Annotated in this window: 17 protein-coding genes; 15 read left to right on the top strand and 2 right to left on the bottom strand. The window is 57.7% G+C overall.

What is annotated here, in order from left to right; translation table 11 throughout:
* Nucleotides 1–72: 72 nt before the first annotated feature.
* The 11 genes from LG290_RS05490 (at nucleotide 73) to LG290_RS05540 (ending at nucleotide 13,146) form a co-directional block, all read left to right on the top strand.
* On the top strand, nucleotides 73–1,584 hold the full coding sequence (locus LG290_RS05490; protein WP_499836576.1) for an NAD(P)H-hydrate dehydratase: 1,512 nt from the start codon (nucleotides 73–75) through the stop codon (nucleotides 1,582–1,584).
* 11 nt (nucleotides 1,585–1,595) lie between these two features.
* On the top strand, nucleotides 1,596–2,087 hold the full coding sequence (tsaE, locus tag LG290_RS05495; protein WP_499836578.1) for a tRNA (adenosine(37)-N6)-threonylcarbamoyltransferase complex ATPase subunit type 1 TsaE: 492 nt from the start codon (nucleotides 1,596–1,598) through the stop codon (nucleotides 2,085–2,087).
* Between the two features lie 35 nt (nucleotides 2,088–2,122).
* Nucleotides 2,123–3,571, top strand: a complete 1,449-nt coding sequence (locus LG290_RS05500) for an N-acetylmuramoyl-L-alanine amidase (RefSeq protein WP_499837039.1) — start codon at nucleotides 2,123–2,125, stop codon at nucleotides 3,569–3,571.
* Entirely contained in the window at nucleotides 3,572–5,536 is a 1,965-nt protein-coding gene (mutL, locus tag LG290_RS05505) for a DNA mismatch repair endonuclease MutL (protein ID WP_499836579.1), read from the top strand.
* Between the two features lie 75 nt (nucleotides 5,537–5,611).
* Entirely contained in the window at nucleotides 5,612–6,550 is a 939-nt protein-coding gene (gene miaA, locus LG290_RS05510) for a tRNA (adenosine(37)-N6)-dimethylallyltransferase MiaA (RefSeq protein WP_499836580.1), read from the top strand.
* A 122-nt stretch (nucleotides 6,551–6,672) separates the two neighbouring features.
* Nucleotides 6,673–6,924 (top strand): RNA chaperone Hfq, encoded by a 252-nt coding sequence (hfq, locus tag LG290_RS05515; protein ID WP_114486590.1) that lies wholly within the window; start codon nucleotides 6,673–6,675, stop codon nucleotides 6,922–6,924.
* A gap of 40 nt (nucleotides 6,925–6,964) precedes the next feature.
* Nucleotides 6,965–8,275, top strand: a complete 1,311-nt coding sequence (gene hflX, locus LG290_RS05520; RefSeq protein ID WP_499836581.1) for a ribosome rescue GTPase HflX — start codon at nucleotides 6,965–6,967, stop codon at nucleotides 8,273–8,275.
* A 102-nt stretch (nucleotides 8,276–8,377) separates the two neighbouring features.
* Nucleotides 8,378–9,619 carry an FtsH protease activity modulator HflK gene (hflK, locus tag LG290_RS05525; protein ID WP_160417101.1) on the top strand — a complete coding sequence of 414 codons (1,242 nt, stop codon included), beginning with the start codon at nucleotides 8,378–8,380 and terminating at the stop codon, nucleotides 9,617–9,619.
* Nucleotides 9,620–10,516 (top strand): protease modulator HflC, encoded by an 897-nt coding sequence (gene hflC, locus LG290_RS05530; protein WP_499836582.1) that lies wholly within the window; start codon nucleotides 9,620–9,622, stop codon nucleotides 10,514–10,516.
* Between the two features lie 141 nt (nucleotides 10,517–10,657).
* Nucleotides 10,658–11,851 (top strand): ATP phosphoribosyltransferase regulatory subunit, encoded by a 1,194-nt coding sequence (locus LG290_RS05535; RefSeq protein WP_499836583.1) that lies wholly within the window; start codon nucleotides 10,658–10,660, stop codon nucleotides 11,849–11,851.
* Nucleotides 11,851–13,146, top strand: coding sequence for an adenylosuccinate synthase (locus LG290_RS05540; protein WP_499836584.1), 1,296 nt, complete (start codon nucleotides 11,851–11,853; stop codon nucleotides 13,144–13,146). The genes LG290_RS05535 and LG290_RS05540 overlap by 1 nt, the downstream gene beginning before the upstream one ends.
* Before the next feature lie 90 nt (nucleotides 13,147–13,236).
* Here LG290_RS05540 and cobO read toward each other — a convergent pair whose 3' ends face one another.
* A complete protein-coding gene (cobO, locus tag LG290_RS05545) occupies nucleotides 13,237–13,836 on the bottom strand; it encodes a cob(I)yrinic acid a,c-diamide adenosyltransferase (protein ID WP_499836585.1) in 600 nt (199 codons plus the stop codon).
* 231 nt (nucleotides 13,837–14,067) lie between these two features.
* Here cobO and LG290_RS05550 point away from each other — a divergent pair, with 231 nt between their 5' ends.
* From LG290_RS05550 to LG290_RS05565, 4 genes are all read left to right on the top strand, one after another.
* Complete coding sequence (locus tag LG290_RS05550) at nucleotides 14,068–14,553, top strand: YajQ family cyclic di-GMP-binding protein (protein ID WP_499836586.1); 486 nt, start codon at nucleotides 14,068–14,070, stop codon at nucleotides 14,551–14,553.
* Between the two features lie 69 nt (nucleotides 14,554–14,622).
* Entirely contained in the window at nucleotides 14,623–17,256 is a 2,634-nt protein-coding gene (gene pepN, locus LG290_RS05555) for an aminopeptidase N (RefSeq protein WP_499836587.1), read from the top strand.
* 19 nt (nucleotides 17,257–17,275) lie between these two features.
* Nucleotides 17,276–18,238 carry a lipid kinase YegS gene (yegS, locus tag LG290_RS05560; protein ID WP_499836588.1) on the top strand — a complete coding sequence of 321 codons (963 nt, stop codon included), beginning with the start codon at nucleotides 17,276–17,278 and terminating at the stop codon, nucleotides 18,236–18,238.
* Nucleotides 18,239–18,309: 71 nt separating this feature from the next.
* Nucleotides 18,310–19,011, top strand: a complete 702-nt coding sequence (locus LG290_RS05565) for a hypothetical protein (protein WP_499836589.1) — start codon at nucleotides 18,310–18,312, stop codon at nucleotides 19,009–19,011.
* Nucleotides 19,012–19,105: 94 nt separating this feature from the next.
* Here LG290_RS05565 and LG290_RS05570 read toward each other — a convergent pair whose 3' ends face one another.
* On the bottom strand, nucleotides 19,106–19,309 hold the full coding sequence (locus LG290_RS05570; RefSeq protein ID WP_114486580.1) for a cold-shock protein: 204 nt from the start codon (nucleotides 19,307–19,309) through the stop codon (nucleotides 19,106–19,108).
* Between the last annotated feature and the right edge of the window lie 72 nt (nucleotides 19,310–19,381).

The raw sequence follows: 19,381 nt of genomic DNA on the forward strand, positions 1-19,381 counted from the left end.
CATCACCTAGATGAAATCAGCCGCGCTATGCTAATGCATTGGACGCCAAGAAAACACGGATGAGGAGATATCGTGACTAGCTTAAGCACTTCAATGCTTCGCCCGCTCTATCGAGCAGCCCAGGTCGGTGAGCTCGACCGACGCACGATTGCCGCAGGCATAGAAGGATTCGCCCTGATGCAGCGCGCCGCCTCCAGTGCCTGGCACAGCTTTCGCGGGCGTTGGCCCCAGGTGCGTGCCGTCAGTGTGTTATGCGGAGGAGGTAACAACGGTGGCGACGGTCATGTGCTGGCTGCGCTGGCGGCGCAGGCTGGCTTGAAGGTGCAAAGAATCGTACTCAAGGAAATCAGCGAGCTGCAAGGTGACGCAGGGCGTGCGGCGCAACTGGCTACCTCGGCGGGCGTAGGCTGTGTGGCCTGGCATCCCGAACTTGAACTGACCGGCGAAGTGGTGGTGGACGCCTTGTTGGGCACCGGACTTGACGGTGAGGTCAAAGGTGATTTTCGGCGTGCCATCGAGACGCTCAATCGGAGTGGCTTGCCGGTGCTGGCCATCGACATTCCCTCGGGGTTGGCCGCAGATACTGGCGCAGTACTCGGCGTGGCGGTACAGGCCAGCCGCACGGTGACGTTTATCGGCGACAAGCTGGGGCTGCACACAGGGGCGGCGCCGGGCTATACCGGTGAGGTGGATTTTCGTCCGCTGGGCGTCAAGGCCTTGGCGTTTTTCGATATTCCTCCTGCCGCCTGGTTGTTGGATGAAACAATTCTTGCCGAAAGTTTTCCACCTCGGCAGCGCACCGCGCACAAGGGCGACATGGGCCATGTACTGATAATGGGTGGTGCACCGGGCCTGGGAGGTGCAGGAATACTTGCTTCCCAGACCGCTGCGCGCTTGGGCGCTGGCAAGATAAGCCTGGCAACGGCGCCGGAACATGTAGTGGCGAGCTTGGTACGTTGCCCGGAAGTCATGGCGCATGGGGTACGTGGTGTGGCGGATCTGGGCGAATTGCCCGCTCAGGCGGATGTGCGAGTGGTCGGCCCCGGCCTGGGAAAAGGAGCCTGGGGACAGGCGATGTTACAGAGCGCCTTGCAGGACGGCGGTTCGACAGGCAGCGTCCCCTTGGTCATCGATGCCGATGGACTCAATCTGTTGGCGACACACTGGCCGGAACTGCGCCGTGAAGACTGGATATTGACCCCGCACCCGGGGGAGGCCGCTCGGCTGTTGGGTATTTCCGCGGGCGAGGTGCAGGCTGACCGGCCGGCGGCGGCGCTGGCTTTGCAACGCCGGCGTGGTGGCGTGGTGATTCTCAAGGGGGCGGGAAGTCTGGTTGCCGGACCCAGCGGCCTGGTGGTTTGTCCCTACGGTAACCCAGGCATGGCCAGCGGTGGCATGGGCGATTCCCTGAGTGGCATACTCGGTGCTCTACTTGCCCAGCAATTGGGCCTTGAACGAAGTGCCTGGCTGGGCACTCTGATTCATGCGCTGGCCGCTGATCGTGCTGTTGCCGAAAAGGGTGAACGTGGTTTGCTGGCCGGTGATCTGGCATCCTATGCGCGAGAATTGGTCAACCCGGGTTGAAGGCGGTCACCATGCAGGTGCAATTGAATGACGAAGACGCTCAAGTGGCGTTTGGCGAAGCGTTGGGGAAGGTGTTGCAAGGCCGGGGGCGTGTTTACCTGGAAGGCGACCTGGGCGCGGGCAAGACGACGCTGACGCGCGGCATCCTGCGTGCCCATGGTCACCTGGGGGCGGTGAAAAGTCCCACCTATACCTTGGTGGAGCCCTACGAAATCGATGGGCACCAGCTGTACCATCTAGACCTGTATCGCTTGGGTGACCCTGAAGAGCTTGAGTTCATTGGTGGGCGCGACCTCCTGGATGCAGATAGCTTATGCATTATCGAGTGGCCGAGCCGCGGCGAAGGATGGTTGCCGCCAGCGGATGTACAGGTATCGTTGACAGTGCAGGACGGCGGTCGTCATATCACCCTGCAAGGCGTAAGCGCTTGGGGAAAAGACGTCCTGATGCGCCTTGAACAATCGATCTCCCAACCAACGCAAAAGAGCGATACAGACCAATGACGGTGAAGTTCAACGCTTTTGGTCGCAGTGGTGCGATGGGATGTCTTGTCTCCTTGACGTTGGCAATGCTGGCCATGGTCCCGCAAGCCAGGGCGGCGGATGTGGAAAACATGCGTCTGTGGGCTGCGCCGGATCATGCGCGCCTGGTGTTCGATCTTTCCAAGGCGGCCACGGCTAATGTGTTCACTCTGGACAATCCAGCGCGTCTGGTGATTGATCTGGACGATAGTCGCATGGCAGCTGATGCGAGTACCTTGCCATTGGAAGGCAGCGCGATTTCCGCCGTTCGCACCGGCGTACGTAACGGTGACGGGCTACGCGTGGTGCTGGAACTGAGCCGACACATCGAGCCTCGCCATTTTACCCTGGCGCCCAATGAACAGTATGGGCATCGCCTGGTAGTGGACCTGGAATATCCCGGCGAAAGTGCAGTAGAAAACCCCATCGACCCCATTGAAGCGATGATCCGCGACCAGGAAACCCAGGCCCAGCGCGCCCTTGCCCGTGCTCGGGTAAGTGGCGATGAAGCCGCTTCCGGGTCGGTACAGCGCCCGGCCCCGCAAGAAGTCCAGCCGGCGCGTTCGCACCCCAGACGCGATATCATCATCGCCATCGACGCCGGGCATGGTGGTGAAGATCCTGGCGCTATCGGACCGAGTGGCACCCGTGAAAAAGACGTGGTACTGGAGATAAGTCGCGAGCTGGCCAATACCGTCAATGCCACCGATGGTTTTCGCGGGGTGCTGATTCGCGATGGCGATTACTACCTCGGGTTGCGCCAACGCACTGAGCTTGCCCGAGAACAGAAGGCTGATTTCTTCATTTCCATTCATGCCGATGCCTTCACCAGCCCGAGGCCTCAGGGCAGTTCGGTATATGCGCTTTCCCAGCGAGGAGCGACGTCTGAAGCCGCCCAGTGGCTGGCGGATAGCGAAAACCGTTCCGACTTGATCGGCGGAGTGGACGGCAATCTTTCCTTGCGGGACAAGGATCAGGTGCTGCGCGGCGTGTTGCTGGACTTGACCATGACGGCTACCCTCAACGACTCTCTGTCGATTGGCGGTCAAGTGCTGGATCAGCTCGGCCGGGTCAATCGTCTGCACAAGTCTCGAGTCGAACAGGCTGGGTTCATGGTATTGAAATCCCCGGATATTCCTTCGCTGTTGGTCGAAGTCGGGTTTATTTCCAATCCGGATGAAGAGCGGCGCTTGCGTGATAAATCACATCAGAAAAGTCTGGCGCTTTCCATGTTCAGCGGCTTGCATGAGCATTTCCAGCGCAATCCACCGCCGGCGAGTTTGCTGGCCTGGCAGCGCAATCGTAGCCGGAGTCCGAGTGGTGATGAATACCGCATTCAAACCGGCGATACCTTGTCTGCGATTGCGGTGCGTCACGGCGTCCCTGTCAACCGCCTGAAACAAGCCAATGAGCTCAATGGCGACGTGATACGTGTCGGCCAGGTGCTGCAAATTCCGAGTTCCTGAATGTCGTTATCGAGAATCCCTTTCGAGGTGCCTGTGTCCACCGTTTCCACACCGCGTATCCATGTGCTCGACCCTCGCCTGGCCAATCAGATTGCTGCGGGCGAAGTGGTCGAACGCCCGGCGTCGGTCACCAAGGAGTTGATCGAAAACGCTATCGATGCCGGTAGTCGCCGTATCGAAGTGGATATTGATACGGGAGGAGCGCGTTTGATTCGGGTGCGCGACGATGGGCGGGGGATTGCCGAAGACGACCTACCCCTGGCCCTGGCTCGCCATGCCACCAGCAAGATACGTAGCTTGGAAGACTTGGAAGGGGTGCACTCGCTGGGCTTTCGCGGTGAGGCACTGGCCTCGATCAGTTCGGTGTCGCGCCTCGAACTGGTTTCCAATGCCCAGGATGACCCCACTCAAGGATGGCGCGTGGTGGCCGAAGGACGCGCCATGGAGTCCCGGGTGTCACCGGCGCCGCACCCACGCGGCACCACCGTGAGCGTCCGGGATCTGTTTTTCAATACGCCGGCCCGGCGTAAGTTCATGCGCACGGAAAAGACCGAGTTCGGGCATGTCGAAGAGGCCTTTCGGCGTCAGGCTCTGTCGCGTTATGACATCGCTTGGGTATTGCGACACAACCAGAAGGTGGTGCATCAATTACCCCCAGGTGACACGGCGACGGCACGTGAACGTCGCATAGCGGCACTACTTGGCAAGAACTTCATCGAGCATGCGCGTTATATTGAGCGCGAGGTCGGCGCATTGCGCCTGAGCGGCTGGGTGGGCTTGCCGACCCATTCCCGAGCTCAGGCCGACCAGCAATATTTTTTCGTCAATGGTCGGGTGGTTCGGGACCGCCTGGTGGCGCATGCCGTGCGTCAGGCATATCGCGATGTGATGTTTCACGGGCGCCAACCGGTATTCGTGCTCTATCTGGACCTTGATCCGGATGTGGTGGATGTCAATGTGCATCCTACCAAGCATGAAGTGCGTTTTCGCGATGGGCGCATGGTGCATGATTTTCTATTTTCGAGCCTGCATCATTCGCTTGCTCAATCGCAGCCGCAGGAACAGTCAGGTTCTCCCGCACCGGCTGTCGCTGAAGGGGAAACCGGCGACCCTGTGCGTGAAACCGGTGGGGATGCGGCAAGTGGTAATACGCCGGACTGGCAGCAGCAGGGCATGGCATTGCCTCAGGATGTTCAGCGAGAGGCGCGTCATCCGGGCGCCGAGCGCGTCCGGCGTTTTATGCAAGGCTATAGCGCTTTGCACCCTGAGCACGAAGAAACATTACTCACGCCTCGAACGACTGCGCCGGTTGCAGCGGATCCTCACCAGGTACGTGAAGCGCCGTTATTCCGGGGGGCGATGGAGACTGAGACCGGTGGTTCGCCACCGCTGGGCTTTGCCCTGGGGCAGTTGCATGGCATTTATATCCTGGCCCAGAACGCTCAAGGCCTGGTGCTGGTAGATATGCATGCAGCACACGAGCGGATCGTTTACGAACGGATGAAAACTCAGGTTCAGATGCAGCGCCTAGACGCCCAGCCGCTACTGGTGCCGGTGTCAATGGCGGCCAGCCGTACTCAGGTGGCCACGGCGGAAAACGAGCGTGAAGCAATCTCCCGCCTGGGTGTGGAGCTCGATGTGGCCGGGCCGGAAACCTTGTTGATACGGCAAATGCCGGCGCTGCTGGCGGGAGCCGACCCGGAGCCTCTGGTACGTGACATGCTCGCCGACCTGGAACGTTATGGGCGCTCCAATCAGGTGCAAGCGCATATCAATGAACTCTTATCGACCATGGCGTGCCATGGCAGCGTGCGGGCTAATCGGCGCCTGACCCTGGATGAAATGAATGCGCTGCTGCGTGACATGGAGCGTACCGAGCGTAGCGATCAATGCAACCACGGTCGCCCCACTTGGACACAAATGAACCTCAAGGCATTGGATCGCCTATTTCTGCGTGGCCAATGAAGGCTTTGGATAGTCAGTAGTCATCTTGTACGGATGTCATCTATACGTTTTTCTTCATTTTCAAAAGGAGCCTGCATGGCCGATACCCGACCCTGGGCGGTTTTTTTGATGGGCCCAACCGCCGCCGGTAAAACCGATGCGGCCATTGCGCTTCACGAGCGCCTGGGGGCGGAGCTGATCAGCGTTGATTCGGCTATGGTTTATCGTGGCATGGATATCGGCAGCGCCAAGCCTTCCGCCGAGGAGTTGGCGCGAGCGCCGCATCGGTTAATCGATATTCGTGACCCTGCAGAACCGTATTCCACCGCCGATTTTCGCGAGGATGCGTTGCATGAAATGCGACAAATCAGCGCAGCGGGAAAGCTGCCGCTGCTTGCCGGCGGCACCATGCTTTACTTCAAGCGCCTGGTCGAGGGCGTGGCGAATCTTCCCGCAGCCGACCCAGCCACGCGGGCGCGCCTGGAAGCTCAGGTTGCCACGCAAGGGTTGGCGGGTCTGCATGCTGAGTTGGTCCGGGTCGATCCGCTGTCGGCACGGCGTATTCATCCCAACGACCCTCAGCGGTTGATGCGCGCGCTGGAGGTCTATCATCTCAGCGGCACGCCGATGAGTGAGCTATGGGCGCAGCAACAGCCGGAAACCTTTCCTTGGCGGGTGTTGTCCATAGGACTCGCGCCCAGTGACCGCAGTGTACTGCATCGGCGTATCGAGGCGCGTTTCACTAGCATGTTGGCCCAAGGCTTGATCGATGAAGTGGCTGGTCTGAGACAGCGTGTGGATCTGCACCTGGAGTTGCCGGCGATGAAAAGTGTCGGCTATCGTCAAGTGTGGGAGTATCTGGACGGTGACTTGGATAAGGCCGCCTTGGTCGAGCGTGGTGTCATTGCCACCCGACAATTGGCCAAACGTCAATTGACCTGGCTGCGTAGTTGGCCACAATTGCACTGGATTGATGCACAGCGCCCCGATGCACTGGATGATGTGCTGAAAATCGTGCGTGAATGCGGGGCTTAGCGTAAGATAGTGGATTCGAGCGGCCGGACTATCAGGCCTTTCGGGTAACCAGATTCCGGCGTAGCACCAGCTGGGCACGCCACCCTCATAAACAACCCCAACGACAGTTTAGGGAGAGCAAAATGTCCAAAGGGCAGTCCCTCCAAGACCCGTACTTGAACATTCTGCGCAAGGAGCGCATTCCGGTGTCTATTTTCCTGGTCAATGGCATCAAGCTGCAGGGACAGATCGAATCATTCGATCAGTTCGTCATTCTGCTGCGTAATACCGTCAGCCAGATGGTCTATAAACATGCGATTTCCACCGTGGTGCCCTCGCGCAATGTGCGCTTGCCCGTACAAGATCCAGCCGCTCCAGCGGATGAAGAGGTGTAACACTGCCACCATGGATGTATCACAGCCCGTGAGGTATTGATTGTTTTTTGAACGCCCCGACGCCGGTGAAACGGCGGTACTTGTTCATGTGGACTTCCATGATGAACAGGCACGTGAAGATCCTGGCGAATTTCTCGAGCTGGTCCGTTCAGCAGGAGCTGAACCCGCCACCTTGCTCACCGCCAGCCGTCAGCGCCCCGACTCACGTACTTTCGTGGGTTCGGGAAAACTGGAGGAATTGCGTGAAACGCTAGCCGCTCACCAAGCGGAGCTGGTGATTTTCAACCATAGCTTGAAGCCTTCTCAAGAACGTAACCTTGAGCGCGAGCTGAAGTGTCGTGTGTTGGATCGCACCGGCTTGATTCTGGATATTTTCGCCCAACGGGCGAGAACCCATGAAGGTAAGCTGCAAGTCGAACTTGCCCAACTGGAATATCTTTCCACACGCCTGATTCGTGGCTGGACCCACCTGGAACGCCAAAAAGGCGGTATTGGTCTGCGTGGGCCGGGTGAAACCCAGTTGGAAACCGATCGTCGCTTGCTGCGCGAACGCATCAAGGCGATTCACAAGCGGCTAAGCAAGGTACGTAGCCAACGTGACCAGAACCGTCGTGCCCGTTCGCGTGCCGAAGTGCCCAGTGTGTCACTGGTGGGCTACACCAACGCCGGAAAATCCACGCTGTTCAATGCGTTGACTCAATCCGATGTCTATGCCGCCGACCAGTTGTTCGCCACCCTCGACCCCACTCTAAGGCGTCTTGACATCGAGGATGTGGGTACCGTGGTTTTGGCGGATACGGTGGGTTTCATCCGCCATTTGCCGCACAAGCTGGTGGAAGCTTTTCAGGCCACTTTGCAAGAGGCGACCGAAGCGACATTGTTGGTCCACGTGATCGATGCGGCAGACCCTGATCGTGACCTCAACGTTGAGCAGGTCAATCTGGTGTTGAATGAAATCGGTGCTCGAGGTGTACCGATGCTCAAGGTCATGAACAAGATCGATGCTCTCGGTAGCGCGCCGCGTATTGAACGCGATGGCGAGGGCATGCCGGAAGTCGTCTGGCTCTCGGCGCGTGAAGGGCAGGGACTCGAGCTGTTGCACCAGGCGTTATCGGAACGTCTGGCCAATGACGTGCTTGAATTCCCTGTCGTGCTCGGCCCGGAACAGGGCAAGCTGCGAGCCGGTTTACATGAGCTGGGCGCGGTCCGAGAAGAGTATTTTGACGAACAAGGCCAGTCGGTACTTGAGGTACGTTTGCCGCGGCGCGATCTCAATCAGCTGATGGCTCAGCTGGGAGAGCGTGCCGATACGTATCTGCCCAAAGCGTTGCGTGAGCCGACTGAGTGGTAGTGTGGCAATATTAAGATTCAAACAGCGATAACGCTTGAGCCGATGCCGACAGGCTTTATCTGTCGGCAAAGGTAGCAGCGAAAATTTTAGTGGAGACGACGTATGGCCTGGAACGAGCCTGGTGGTGGCAACCAGCACGACCCTTGGAGTGGTGGTGGCCGACGCGGTAGCGGTGGCAATAACAATGGCGGTGGCGGAAACGACGGTAACCGTGGGGGTAGCAATCAGGGGCCCCCGGATCTGGATGAAGCACTGAAAAAATTCCAGAACAAGCTCAATAGCCTGCTGGGTGGCAGTGGCAAGAAAGGCGGTGGCGGCAAGAAAGGTGGCGGTGGTGATAAGCCGCGCAACATCTTTGCCTTGCCCGGTCTGCTGTTGATCATTGCGTTGGCGATCTGGGCGGCCATGGGATTTTACCTGGTGGATCAGTCCGAGCGTGGTGTCGTGCTGCGTTTCGGTGAATTCCAGGAAGTGGTTACACCGGGTCTGCAATGGAACCCCCCGTTGATTGATGATGTACGTATGGTCAATGTGACGCGGGTACGTTCCTTGACCCAGACTCAATCGATGCTGACTCAGGACGAAAATATCGTCTCCGTCGAGATTTCGGCACAGTATCAGGTGGCCGATCCGCGTGACTACGTGCTCAATGTACGTAATCCGCAGCTTTCCATCGAGAACGCTCTGGATTCGGCCTTGCGTCATGTGGTCGGTGGCACTGACATGATCGAGATCCTGACTTCCGGGCGTGAAATCCTGGGTAGTTCGGTGCGCAGCCGCTTACAGTCTTACCTCGATAGTTATGGGACGGGCATGTTGCTGCAAACGATCAACGTGGAGTCCACCTCGCCTCCTACAGCGGTCCAAGATGCTTTCGATGACGTCATCCGCGCCCGTGAAGATCGTCAGCGCATCATCAACGAAGCCATGGCGTATGCCAATTCGGTGATCCCCGCCGCCCAGGGTCAGGCCCAGCGCTTTATCGAGCAGGGCCAAGGGTATCGTGAATCGGTGGTGGCCGAAGCTCAGGGTCAGTCGAATCGCTTCAATGCGCTGTTGAACCAGTATCAGGATTCTCCGGATATCATGCGCGAACGTCTCTATCTCGAGACCATGTCCACCATCTATGGCGACACGCCGAAGGTGTTGCTGGATGTGAGCGAAAATGCGCCGTTGATGTACCTGCCGTTGGATCAGATGCGGGGGGCAGGCGCCGTCACTCGTGGCAGCAGTAATGATGAAAACGAGAGTGAAGAGCTCGATCCTCGGGTGCTGGAACGCATGCGCAGTGCTCAGTCCTCTACTAACTCCAGTAATAGCAACACCCGCAGGGAGGGCCGGTAAATGATCAATAATCGTTCCCTGCTCGTCGTGGGCGGCTTGGCCGCCGTTGCCTGGCTTGCCAGCAACACCTTGTATGTGGTCGATGAAACCGAACTTGCTGTCAAGCTGCGTTTTGGTGAGATCATCGAAGAGAATATTCAACCGGGCTTGCACGCCAAGATCCCGATCACCCAGACGATCCGCAAGTTCGATATCCGGGTATTGACCCTGGATACCGATCCGAGCCGCTATCTGACCCTTGAGCAGAAAGCCGTGATCGTAGACTCCTATGTCCAGTGGCAAGTGGTCAATCCCACCCGCTACTACGAGGCAACCGCAGGCGACGAGATGATGGCTATCCGTCTGATCCAGCCGCGGGTCGACGAGAGTCTGCGCAACGAGTTCGGTCGTTTGAACCTGCAGCAGATCATCTCCGAGAAGCGTGATGATCTCATGCTCGGCCCGACCAAAGAACTCGACCGCCTGCTGCGCGATGAGCTGGGCGTGACGGTAGTGGACATTCGCGTCAAGCGTATTGACCTGCCCGAGGACGTGTCTTCGGCGGTGTATTCGCGTATGCGTTCAGAGCGTGAGCGCCAGGCGCGTGAATGGCGTGCCCAGGGCCAGGAAGAGTCCGAACGTATCCGCGCCAATGCCGACCGCCGTCGCCAGGTATTGCTGGCCCAGGCCCAGGCGCGTTCCGAAACGCTGCGTGGTGAGGGTGATGCCGAGGCAGCGGGTATCTTCTCTGAGGCTTATGGCCAGGATCAGGAGTTCTTCAGCTTCTGGCGCAGCCTCGACGCCTATCGTCAGAGCTTCGAGGGTGGGGGCAACATGCTGGTGGTGGATCCCTCCAGTGCCTTCTTCCAGTATTTCAGAAGCCCGACGTCTTCCGCAGCGGATAGCGCTGAGGAGTGAGCCCAAGGCGGGCGTTATCGCCCGCCAGTCGGGGTTTATCCCTGGCGTAAACATGGTAGACTTTACTGACCGGGCGTTGCCCGGTTTTTTTGTGGGCTTTTTTCTTGGCCTTTATCATCGTCGTCTTGCAGGATTGTTCACATGACCATCGCTGACCGCTGGCTGTTGCCCGACGGCATGGATGAGGTGCTGCCGCCTCAGGCAAGCCGCATGGAAGAGCTGCGCAGAGCGCTTCTCGACCTTTACCACTGCTGGGGTTATGACCACGTCATGCCACCCCCGGTGGAGTTTCTCGATTCCCTGCTCACCGGCACGGGCACTGACCTTGATCTGCAAACCTTCAAGCTGACCGATCAGTTGACCGGGCGGATGATGGGGGCGAGCGCCGACGTGACCCCGCAGGTGGCACGTATGGATGCTCATTCGCTAAAACGCCAAGGCCCGGTGCGTCTGTGTTATTGCACCACGGTGCTGCGCGCCAAGGCCGACCAGCACCAGGGCGGACGTAGCCCGATGCAGGTAGGCGTGGAATTGTTCGGCCATGCCGGTCTGGAAGCGGATCTGGAAATCGTCTATCTGGCCCTGGCTAGCCTGGAAGCGGCCGGTGCCGGCGAAATACATTTGGCACTCGGCCATATCGGTATCTACCGCAGCCTGGTCGAGGCGGCGGCACTTAATGTCGAGCAGGAAGCCACATTGTTTGCAGCCTTGGCGCTCAAGTCTCCCGGCGAACTGGCCGCGCAGGTGGCTGCCAGTGTTCCCGACCCGGCACTGGCGAAGATGTTTCTTGCCTTGGGTGGCTTGCACGGTGGGGCAGAGGTGCTGAGCCGGGCACGCGATGTATTTGCCGGGGCTCCGGCGTCGGTGCAGGCCGCTCTGGATCAGCTGGATGCCTTGCATCAGGGAGTACTGGCACGTTTCGATGTGGCGCTGTATTTTGACCTTGCAGAGCTGCGCGGCTATCAGTATCACACCGGAATGATGTTTGCCGCTTACGTGCCGGGGTACGGCCAGGCACTGGCCAAAGGGGGTCGTTATGACGACACCGGGCGTGCCTTCGGGCGTGCCCGACCGGCGACCGGCTTTTCCATGGACCTCAAGCTGTTGGCGACCTTGGTGCCGGGCACGCCCGAACCAGGCGCTATTTGGGCGCCTGCCGAGAGTGACGACGCCCTCAGGGCAATGATTGTTGCCTTGCGTCAGCAAGGAGAAAGGGTTATCCAAGCGCTGCCTGGGCAGCGTACCGGGCCGGCGGAGCATCACTGCGACCGCCGTCTTGAGTTTATCGACGGTCGTTGGCAGACAGCGACCCTGACACAAGAGACGAGAGCATAATGGGTAAGAATGTAGTAGTACTAGGTACCCAGTGGGGCGATGAAGGCAAGGGCAAGATCGTCGATCTGCTGACTGAATCTGCCTCAGCCGTCGTGCGCTTTCAAGGTGGGCACAATGCCGGGCACACCCTGGTCATCGACGGTGAAAAAACCGTATTGCACCTGATTCCTTCCGGTATTCTGCGCCCCGACAAGATCTGCGTTATCGGCAACGGTGTCGTGCTGTCGCCGGAGGCATTGATCAAGGAAATTCGTGAGCTGGAAGTCAAAGGCGTGCCGGTACGCAAACGTCTGCGCCTGTCGCCGGCTTGCCCGCTGATTTTGCCCTATCATGTACGCTTGGACCAAGCGCGTGAAAAAGCTCGCGGTGTTGCCAAGATCGGCACCACCGGCCGCGGTATCGGCCCGGCTTATGAAGACAAGGTGGCGCGTCGCGGCCTACGCTTGGGTGACATGCTGCACCGCGAGCGTTTTGCCTCCAAGCTTGGCGAAGTGCTCGATTATCATAACTTCGTGTTGACCCAGTACCATGGTGAACCCGCAGTGGATTTCCAGGAAGTGCTGGACACCGCCATGCAGATGGCGGAAGAGCTGCTTCCCATGGTGTGCGATACTGTTGGCCTGGTGCACAGCCTGCGCAGAAACGGCGAGAACATTCTGTTTGAAGGCGCTCAGGGATCGTTGCTGGATATCGACCACGGCACCTATCCGTTCGTCACCAGCTCCAATACCACAGCCGGGGGCACGGCAACTGGCTCCGGTGTGGGCCCGTTGTACCTGGACTATGTCTTGGGTATCACCAAGGCGTACACCACACGAGTAGGTTCCGGGCCGTTCCCTACCGAGCTGTTCGACGCTCATGGGCGGCATCTGGCCGAGAAAGGCCACGAGTTCGGTGCCACTACCGGGCGTCCGCGTCGCTGCGGCTGGTTCGATGCAGTGGCGCTACGCCATGCGGTGCAGATCAACTCGGTATCGGGTATTTGCCTGACCAAGCTGGATGTGCTCGATGGCCTGGAAAATATTCGGGTGTGCGTCGGCTACCGCAGCAAGGATGGCGAAGTACTCGATACACCGGTAGATTCCGAAGGCTACGAAGCACTCGAGCCGTTGTATCAGGATTTACCGGGCTGGAGTGAATCGACGCTGGGTATCAAGAAAGTCGAGGACTTGCCCGCCAACGCGCGTGCCTATATCAGCTTCCTGGAAGAGAAAGTCGGCACTTCCATCGATATCATTTCCACCGGACCGGATCGCCACGAGACCATCGTGCTGCGTAATCCTTTCGATAGTTGATGCGATAGCTGATAAGTTCGGTCAGTTAAGCAGTAAAGGCGCCCTCGGGCGCCTTTTTGCTTCTGGGATCCTATTATTTTGCATTAAGCGTTAGAAATCGATGCCGCGGCGTGCCTGAAGGCCGGCGTTGAATGCATGACGTACCTCCTGCATTTCGGTGACGGTGTCGGCCAGGGCGACGATATCACGGTGAGCATTACGTCCGGTGATGATCACCGTCTGTTCTGTCGGACGATTTTTCAGAGCCTGGATGACCGTCTCGATGTCCAGATAACCAAACTTGAGCATGTAGGTGATTTCATCGAGCACCACAAGGTAAATGTCGGGATCAGCCAGCATGCGCTCGGCATCGCGCCAGACTGCATGGCAGGCCTGGATATCGGCCTCCCGGTTCTGGGTGTCCCAGGTAAAACCGGTAGCCATGATCGCCACTTCCAGATTGGTGTCCGCCGCTAGGCGCTCGCGTTCACCGCACTCCCAAAGCCCCTTGATGAATTGCACCACACCCACCCGATAACCATAACCCAGCGCTCGGGTTACCGTGCCCCAGGCGGCTGTCGTCTTGCCTTTGCCGTTACCGGTATAGACCAGGATGAGGCCACGTTGCTCGGTGGCGCTGGCGACTTTTTCATCCACATGAGCCTTGAGTTTTTGCATGGAGGCCTTGTGGCGTGTTTCTCGATCGGTCATGGGTCTTCCTCGAGTGTTGGCGGTATCAATAGGATGTCTGTGGCGGTCAGGCTCCTAGGGTAAGCGATGCGTAAGGTGTTAGGAAGAGCTGTTATGTATAGGAGTTGTATAGAAAAGATTGGACTTCATTAGCGCCGACAGTGCATTCAAGAAGGGAAAACACGACAGAATTGGCCGGTAGGGGTGCGGCTGCTCTAGAATGGTGAGTCATGTTTTGCCAGGAAAGCCAAAATGCCTTCATTTGATATTGTATCCGAGTTCGATAGCCATGAAGCGGCAAACGCCGTGGACCAAGCCAACCGCGAAGTGCAGTCGCGCTTTGACTTCAAGGGAGTGGATGCCAACTTCACCCTGGAAGGCGACAAGGTGGCCCTTGAAGCTGAGGTCGATTTTCAGCTCAAGCAGATGCTGGATGTGTTGCGCAATCGATTGATTGCTCGGGGTATCGATGCGCGTTGCATGGATGTTCAGAACCCTGTGCTTTCCGGTGTGAAAGCTCGTCAGGAAGTCATTCTCAAGCAAGGGCTGGATCAGGCGGAAGCCAAGGATATCGTCAAGCGAATCAAGGCCTCCAAGCTCAAGGTTCAGGCTCAGATTCAAGGAGAGAAAGTGCGTGTGACAGGCAAGAAACGTGATGATCTACAGAGTGTGATGACGCTTCTACGCAGCGAGGAAGGGCCGGAATTACCGCTTCAATTCGATAATTTTCGCGACTGACCGGCAATTGTTGCCCATTTTACTTTAAGGTCTTTGTTTATTTTGTCGCTTTCAACAGGAGCCAACTTCATGTCCGAGCCGCAGCCGGTCTATCTGAGTGATTACCAAGCGCCTGCCTACCGGGTGTCCCATACGCAGCTGACTTTCGAGCTTGACCCGGCAGCCACCAAGGTCAAGGCTCGACTGCTTGTGGAGCGTCACCCTGAGCGCGAAACCGGCCTGCCGCTCGAGCTCGACGGTGAACATCTGAGCCTCAAGTCGATTGCCCTGGATGGAAAGCCGCTTGAAGCAGCCGACTACGAACTCACCGAGCAGGGATTGCGCATTCCCCAAGTGCCCGAACGTTTCGTGCTTGATACCGAAGTGGAAATTTCACCGCGAGACAACACCGCTCTGCAGGGTCTCTATCAGTCGAGCGGTATCTATTGCACCCAATGCGAGGCCGAGGGCTTTCGTCGAATCACCTTTTATCCCGACCGGCCGGATGTGATGGCCACCTTTTCCACCACCTTGATCGGTGATGCGACAGTTGAACCGGTACTGCTTTCCAATGGTAATCCGGTCGAGAAGGGCACCTTGGACGATGGGCGTCATTTCGTGACTTGGGAAGATCCTCATCCTAAGCCTAGCTACCTGTTTGCGCTGGTGGCGGGAGACTTGAAGAAAGTGGCGGATCGCTTTACCACCATGCACGGTCGCGAGGTGAGTCTCGAAATTTGGGTGGAAGAGGAGAACCGCGACAAGACCGACCATGCCATGGCCTCGCTCAAACGTGCCATGAAGTGGGATGAGGAAACCTATGGTCGAGAGTATGATCTTGACCTGTTCATGATCGTGGCGGTGAACGACTTCAACATGGGCGCGATGGAAAACAAGGGGTTGAATATCTTCAACTCCGCTGCCGTCTTGACCCACCCCAAGACCGCCACCGACGTCGCTTATCAAAGAGTCGAGGGTATCGTCGCGCATGAATATTTTCACAACTGGTCGGGTAATCGCGTCACTTGTCGCGACTGGTTCCAGTTATCCTTGAAGGAAGGGTTCACTGTCTTCCGCGATCAATGCTATTCGGCGGATACCAACTCGGCACCGGTCAAGCGTATTCAGGACGTGTCATTCTTCCGCACCGCTCAATTCGCCGAAGACGCCGGGCCTACGGCTCACCCCATCCGCCCGGATCACTACATCGAAATCACCAACTTCTATACCTTGACCATCTACGAAAAGGGCTCGGAAGTGGTGCGGATGTTACGCAACCTGGTGGGCTGGGAAGCCTTCCGTCGCGGAAGCGATCTGTACTTCGAGCGTTTCGATGGTCAGGCCGTGACGATCGAAGACTTCGTCGACTGCATGGCCGAAGCTTCCGGCGAAGATCTCACCCGGTTCATGCGGTGGTATTCCCAGGCAGGCACGCCGGAAATCGATGCTCATGGCGAATATGACTACGTCACCAGTGAGTACCGCCTGACCCTGCGTCAGCGCACGCCGGCCACCCCCGGCCAGCAGAATAAGCAACCGCTGCATATCCCTGTGCGCCTGGGGCTGGTGGGTACCAAATCCGGCCGGGATCTCAACATGACCTTGGACGGCGAAACCCTGGGCCGGGATGCGGTGATTCATCTGCGTGAGGATGAGCAGGAATTCTTGTTCACGGACGTGGCCGAATCGCCGGTTCCCTCCTTATTGCGTCATTTCTCGGCACCGGTCAAGCTGCACTTCCCCTATTCGCGTGAAGACCTGGCGTTCCTGTTGCAGCATGATTCCGATGGTTTCAACCGCTGGGATGCTGGCCAGCGTCTGGCACTGCTGGCATTGGATGATCTTATCGCCGCTCATCGCAACGGGGTGGAAAAGGTCATGGACAGCCGAGTGACCGATGCCTTCCGGACCCTCTTGACCAGCCGGATCGATGACAAGGCGGTACTCGCGGAAATGCTGACGCTGCCTTCGGAAGCCTATATTGCCGAGCAGCAACCGTTGGTGGATGTGGATGCGATTCATGCCGCGCGTGAATTCGTCCGTCAATCGCTGGCTCTGGCCTTGCGTGATGAGTTCCTGGCCGTCTTTGAGGCCAATCAATCAGATGCTCCTTATGCTCCCGAACCTGAGCAGATTGCCCAGCGCAGCCTGAAAAATGTGGCATTGTCCTACTTGATGGCGATCGAAGATGAGCAGGGCCTGGCGTTTGCCCAAGCCCAGTTCGATGCCGACCACAATATGACGGACGTGCGTCATGCGTTGACCCTGTTGGTGCATAGCTCCCGTGATGATTTGGCCTCTCCGGCGCTCAAGGCCTTTGGCGAAACTTGGTCGCATGATCCTTTGGTCATGGACCAATGGTTCAGCCTCCAGGTGACTCGGCCCCAGGAAGATGCGGTGGAACGTGTCAAGTTTTTGATGCAGCATCCTGCTTTCTCGCTCAAGAATCCCAACAAGGTGCGGGCGTTGATCGGTACTTTCGCTAACCAGAACCGTGTCAACTTCCATCGTCTGGACGGCGAGGGCTACAGGTTGCTAGCGGATGTGGTGATCGAGCTTAATCGCCTTAACCCGGAAATCGCCGCTCGCCTTATTACTCCCTTGACGCGCTGGCAGCGATTCGATGAACAGCGCCAGGCGCTGATGAAAGCCGAGCTTGAGCGGATCAAGGCTGAGCCTCTCTCGCCTAATGTGTATGAAGTGGTGGCTAAGGCATTGGCTTGAATAACGCAAGGAGCGCCAGGTGAACGCATCGCAGACACGCTACTTGTTAGTTGCCAATGGCAAGGCTGCCGGCAACCCTGAATTGCGTGAGGGAGTGAATGTCGCCAGGCAAGGCGGCATGTCGATCGACGTGCAAGTGACCTGGGAAGCCAGAGACGCGGTGCGCTTTGCCCGAGACGCTCAGGCGCTGGGCTTCACTCATGTGATAGCCGGAGGAGGGGACGGCACGGTCAATGAAGTAGTCAATGGGCTGATGATGTTGCCCAAGGCAAAGCGTCCGATATTGGGTGTCGTGCCTTTGGGCAGCGCCAATGATTTTGCCAACTCGATAGGACTGCCTTTAGCGCCTGATAAGGCACTGCGTGCCGTTGTCTCTCTTTCAGTGCAATGGGTGGATGTGGTGCAAGTCAGTTTTGACCCAACCAGCGATAGTGCCAAAAGCTATTATCTCAATATGGCCACGGGTGGCTTCGGTGCGGAAATTTCCTCGAGCACCCCGAAGGCGCTCAAACGCGTGCTGAGGGGGCATGCCTATTCGGTTATGGGGGCGCTCAAGGCATGGCGGCATTACCGGTATCGGGCAGACTTGTGCTGGGAAGGCGCGCAACAACAGCACAGCTCCCTGCTGATGTTGGCATTGGGCAATGCCCGCCAGGCGGGGGGTGGTCAGGTGCTGGCTCCTCAGGCCAAGCTTGACGACGGCTTGCTGGATGTCTTGCTGGTGAAGGAGTTTCCTTCGGTTAAAGAACTACCCCAGCTTGTCAGGGAGTTACGCAGTTTTCCAGCAGAGGGTCAGTTAGTCAACTATTTTACTGCCTCCTGGTTTGAATTGAGCACCTATGGCGATGAGCCACCTTGGCCGTTGGCTCTGGATGGTGAGACACATGAAGCGTTTTATTTTCGCGCGGAAGTAGTGCCAAGAGCGATCCAGGTGGCCATGCCCTCAACATGTCCCATGCTGTCCTCTTTCAAGCCTGCCTAGGCTTCCTGGGGCGAGTAAATGACATGATTTTTTATTGATACAATCGATTCAAGCAAATCAGGAGACATTGGATGGCGATGCGTATTTGGATGCCCACGGTAGCGGCATTGGCACTGTTGTTGAGTGCATGTGGGGATAATGGAACAACCGAGCCGGCTCAGGAGCAAGACTCGGCCCCTTCGGCGGTGGAGCAAGCACCGGATAGCGAAGAAGCCCCAGCGGAACCTGAACCGAGCGCCATGGATGAGCAGGCGGGCGCTGTGCAAACCGATGAGAGCGAACCAGAGCAAGCATCGCCTGCTACCGCTGAGGACATCGACGCCGGCGATGAAACCTTGGAAGTGGACGCCGCGCCGGATGTATTGGGTGAAGAGGAGGCGCTACCTGGAGAAGCCACTCGTTCGGACGTGGATGATATGATCGCCGAAACCGAACGTCGCTTCGAAGAAGCCCAGCGGCAACTCGAGGAACAGTTCGAACAAGCCGAAAGCGAAGAACCCGTACTTGAGTCGATGGAATCTTCCGGTGACTTGACTCAGGAGTGGGAGAGCCAGCTACCCGAAGATATCGGTACCACACAAGAGCTGGGCACTACGCAAGAACTAGAAAGTTTCGATGTCGATGAGATGATCGAAGATAACGAGCGTCGCTTTGAGGAAGCGCAGCGGGAACTCGAAAAGCAGTACGAGGAAATCGAACAAGGGCACGAAATGGAGTCGCTCGAACCCATGGAGCCCATGCAAGAAGACGATACTGGCGAAGCAGCTCAGTAGAATGCCCGGCATGACGCCTGAACAGAGAAAAAAAGGCCCGCCAGTGCGGGCCTTTTATCATCTCGTCACGCCTTTTCAGGCGCGTCGGATGGTATCAAGCAGGTTTAATATTGGAAGCCTGAAGGCCTTTCTTGCCTTGCGTGACGTCAAAACTGACTTTCTGACCATCTTGCAAGGTCTTGAAGCCTTCCGCTTGAATTTCGGAGAAGTGGGCGAACAGATCGTCACCGCCGTCATCAGGAGAGATGAAGCCGAAACCTTTCGTATCGTTGAACCACTTGACAGTACCGGTTGCCATTGTCGATTTCCTTAACGTGCTTAATGATGATGCGAGTGGCAATAGCGCCTGCTCGCAAACTCACTGTAGATG

It is taken from the genome of Halomonas sediminis (genome assembly GCF_044871105.1).
GTDB classification, from domain to species: domain Bacteria; phylum Pseudomonadota; class Gammaproteobacteria; order Pseudomonadales; family Halomonadaceae; genus Vreelandella; species Vreelandella zhuhanensis.

Bases quoted from the DNA above. Each gene is read 5' to 3' on its own strand.
- mutL (WP_499836579.1), top strand. From the start codon at position 3,572: ATGTCGTTATCGAGAATCCCTTTCGAGGTGCCTGTGTCCACCGTTTCC.
- hflK (WP_160417101.1), top strand. From the start codon at position 8,378: ATGGCCTGGAACGAGCCTGGTGGTGGCAACCAGCACGACCCTTGGAGT.
- LG290_RS05570 (WP_114486580.1), bottom strand. From the start codon at position 19,309: ATGGCAACCGGTACTGTCAAGTGGTTCAACGATACGAAAGGTTTCGGC.
- hfq (WP_114486590.1), top strand. From the start codon at position 6,673: ATGTCCAAAGGGCAGTCCCTCCAAGACCCGTACTTGAACATTCTGCGC.
- LG290_RS05550 (WP_499836586.1), top strand. From the start codon at position 14,068: ATGCCTTCATTTGATATTGTATCCGAGTTCGATAGCCATGAAGCGGCA.
- cobO (WP_499836585.1), bottom strand. From the start codon at position 13,836: ATGACCGATCGAGAAACACGCCACAAGGCCTCCATGCAAAAACTCAAG.
- miaA (WP_499836580.1), top strand. From the start codon at position 5,612: ATGGCCGATACCCGACCCTGGGCGGTTTTTTTGATGGGCCCAACCGCC.
- LG290_RS05540 (WP_499836584.1), top strand. From the start codon at position 11,851: ATGGGTAAGAATGTAGTAGTACTAGGTACCCAGTGGGGCGATGAAGGC.
- LG290_RS05565 (WP_499836589.1), top strand. From the start codon at position 18,310: ATGGCGATGCGTATTTGGATGCCCACGGTAGCGGCATTGGCACTGTTG.
- hflC (WP_499836582.1), top strand. From the start codon at position 9,620: ATGATCAATAATCGTTCCCTGCTCGTCGTGGGCGGCTTGGCCGCCGTT.
- LG290_RS05535 (WP_499836583.1), top strand. From the start codon at position 10,658: ATGACCATCGCTGACCGCTGGCTGTTGCCCGACGGCATGGATGAGGTG.
- tsaE (WP_499836578.1), top strand. From the start codon at position 1,596: ATGCAGGTGCAATTGAATGACGAAGACGCTCAAGTGGCGTTTGGCGAA.
- LG290_RS05500 (WP_499837039.1), top strand. From the start codon at position 2,123: ATGGGATGTCTTGTCTCCTTGACGTTGGCAATGCTGGCCATGGTCCCG.
- pepN (WP_499836587.1), top strand. From the start codon at position 14,623: ATGTCCGAGCCGCAGCCGGTCTATCTGAGTGATTACCAAGCGCCTGCC.